4 protein-coding genes are annotated in these 2,781 nt (G+C 34.9%); 1 reads left to right on the forward strand and 3 read right to left on the reverse strand.

Annotation, left to right across the window (positions count from 1 at the left end):
• Positions 1 to 398 (reverse strand): Hsp20/alpha crystallin family protein (locus WCW66_06995; protein ID MFA6392450.1); only part of this gene is annotated, 398 nt, incomplete at its 3' end.
• A 112-nt stretch (positions 399 to 510) separates the two neighbouring features.
• Here WCW66_06995 and WCW66_07000 point away from each other — a divergent pair.
• Complete coding sequence (locus WCW66_07000) at positions 511 to 1,059, forward strand: hypothetical protein (GenBank protein ID MFA6392451.1); 549 nt, start codon at positions 511 to 513, stop codon at positions 1,057 to 1,059.
• 86 nt (positions 1,060 to 1,145) lie between these two features.
• Here the strand turns inward: WCW66_07000 and WCW66_07005 are convergent, their stop codons facing one another.
• Together WCW66_07005 and WCW66_07010 are read right to left on the reverse strand one after the other, a co-directional pair.
• Positions 1,146 to 2,054 (reverse strand): DUF4931 domain-containing protein, encoded by a 909-nt coding sequence (locus WCW66_07005; GenBank protein ID MFA6392452.1) that lies wholly within the window; start codon positions 2,052 to 2,054, stop codon positions 1,146 to 1,148.
• Positions 2,055 to 2,062: 8 nt separating this feature from the next.
• A partial coding sequence (locus tag WCW66_07010) for a VCBS repeat-containing protein (protein MFA6392453.1) occupies positions 2,063 to 2,781 on the reverse strand: 719 nt, incomplete at its 5' end.

A 2,781-nucleotide genomic window follows, 5' to 3' on the forward strand; every position in this document is an offset into this window, starting at 1 on the left:
GGCAAAACCAATGTCCGGGAAAATTTTCCCCAAAAACATTCTTGCAAATAATAATTCTTTGATTCATCTTCTGTTTCCTGTCTTCTTTCACCCCGGATAACAATCAAGTCGGATTCAACCGTGATATCAATATCTTCTTTGTTAATGCCGGCAATCGTGGATTCAACAATAATATTATTGTCTCTCTCAAAAATATCAACTACCAATTGACCTTGGCCTGAATCAGGCAGCCATTTTTTTATCTCGCTTTCTTCAGGTTTCTTTTTGGCCATAAACGGCTTTTTTTCTTTTGCTTTTTTCTTTACTGGCGCCTCTGAAGTCGTATTTACTTCCTCGGTTTCTTTTTCAAAAATATCCTTAGGCAGACCGGTTATTTTTGACCAAATAATTTTTGTCATAAACGAATATTTAAATTAAACTATTCTTTTTATTATAACAGAAAAGAATAGTTTGTCAAAAATCCCCTTGATATAAAGGGATAAGTAAGGGGTTGACAAAAAGCAAAAAAATATGCTAAAATATCTATATAAAAATATCAATCAGTTCTTTATAAAAAAAGGGGGTAAAATGAGCACAAGAAGAAAATTTGGAATTATGATTTTAACTTCTTTTGGAAGTGCGATCATAATGGCAATAATTCTGAGTATTATCAGCTACTTTAAATCAGTTCCTGTCTACGCAATTCCTTGGACTAACTTAACATTCTCGTGCTGGTGGAGTGTCATTCTTCTGCCTGTTTATCTAAATATTATTTTGAGTTTGTTCTTCTTCTTAATACCGCGCTTGGAAAATAAATATGATACAGACCCTGCTAATCTCGTATTTGGGCTCTTGGTTGGACTTGCATTTGGACTTATAATTGTTGGAATTACAGATAGAAGCGGATTTTTAGCTGGACTTATAGCTGGCTTTACATTTGGATTTATATTTGCATTAGTAGAAGAATTCAACAATAAAATTAGAAATGGGTTTATAATTGGACTACTGACTGGATTTGGAGCCGGACTTGGCGGATTCTTCTGTTTAATCATTAAGGCAATAATTAATTTTTATTATTAATTATTGCGAAATTGGTAAATTTTAAAAAAAGGGGCCTACTAAAAAAATAAATTAGTAGCCCCTTTGCTTTTTAGAAAAAATATATATTAACGTAAATAAGCGGCGGCTTTTTCCGGAGGCATAGAATTAATAATAATTCCCGAGCCTAATTCCACCCCTCCCCAAACCGAATCGCGTGGCTGAATTTTCAAATAAAAATGCTGATTTCTCTTGGAAATAACTTGATGAAGAAAAAAATTATAAGAAAGGCCTAGCTTATAAATTTTAGTCAAAACTTTTTTCAAAACCTTAGCCAAAGAGATTAATTCTTCTTCGGATAAATTAGTAATATTATCTAGACGCCGTCGGGGAAAAATCCAGGTTTCATAATGAAAAGCTGAGGCATAAGGCGCAAAAGCGACCATATGGCGATCATTATAAATACGACGCGGCCCTTTTTCTTCTTTTTTAATAATATCGCAATACGGGCAGGATTTATTTTTGCGCTGATATTTGTCCATTGCCTGAAATTCTTCTTCCAAATCCGGGGGCAGCAATTTTGAAGCGAAAACTTGGCAATGCGAATGAACCAAGGACGCGCCGGCTTTGCCGCCTTGATTTTTAAAAATCAAAATATAATCAATGCCTTTTATTTTGCTGAGTGTTATAGTTCTGTCTTGGAAAACTTTTAAAAGATCAATAAAATTTTTCAAGGGTAATTGAGAAAGTTCTGTTCCGTGTTTAGGCGTTTCTATAATTATTTCATGTTTCCCGTAAGATTTCGGATTACCAAGGGTCAAAACCGGATATTTATTTTTTATAACTGAAATCTGATTATTAGAAAATTGATAATGTTTAATTATCAATTTTTTTTCTATTCCTTTAAAACAAAAAGGGCATTTGACCCATTTTTTATTTATATTTTTTACAATCGCAACGTGCGGCCTTTTAGCCCGATCAGGAGTAATAATAACGTATTTATTTAAAAAATAATCTTTGCGAATTTCTGTTTTCATATGAAGAATTAGTATCCTCTTGTTTTTAATACCGCTATACTTGTTCCGCCCTTAAATTGTTTTCCATAAGCGTAAAACTGGCTAAGCTGCTTGCTGGAGAAACTGAAAACATTAATTTGGGGTTCCATGCCTTTTTTCGGACTGGTAATAATTTCCGCTTTTTGATCTCCGTCAAAATCAGCCGTGACAAGATTAACTCCTTGATAAAATTCTCGAGAATAAGCCAAGAATTGAAGTCTAAGTTGAAGAAATTCACTGGAAAAAACTCTTACGTAAGGAGAAGCGCCAGAGGCCACACTGGCTAAAATTTCATCTCTTCCGTCGCCATCAACATCTCCTGAAGCGACGTTTACCCCGCCCAAGAAAGTTTTATTAAAAGCGAAAAAGTTTAATTCCATTGCTCCCTGACCATTTAAAACTCTGACATGAGGTCCGCCTCCTGGACCTGCGCCGGTGATAATTTCATCTTGTCCATCAGCATCAATATCTCCGGCGGCAATATTCACGCCGCCCTTAAAACTGGATTGATAAGCGAAAAATTCATTTTTTAAATTTCCGGAAAAATCAAAAATTTTAATTTGAGTATTACTGGTTGCTCCACTGGTGATAATTTCATCTCTTCCATCGCCATCAACATCTCCCGAAGCGACGTTTACGCCGCCAGTAAAAGTTTTTGCATAAGCGAAAAATCCGCTTTTCGGTTGGCCGTAAAGATCAAATATTCTGA

The organism is Patescibacteria group bacterium, assembly GCA_041664365.1.
GTDB lineage: Bacteria > Patescibacteriota > Patescibacteriia > UM-FILTER-42-10 > UM-FILTER-42-10 > JAHJEX01.

Bases quoted from the DNA above. Each gene is read 5' to 3' on its own strand.
- WCW66_07000 (MFA6392451.1), top strand. From the start codon at position 511: ATGCTAAAATATCTATATAAAAATATCAATCAGTTCTTTATAAAAAAA.
- WCW66_07005 (MFA6392452.1), bottom strand. From the start codon at position 2,054: ATGAAAACAGAAATTCGCAAAGATTATTTTTTAAATAAATACGTTATT.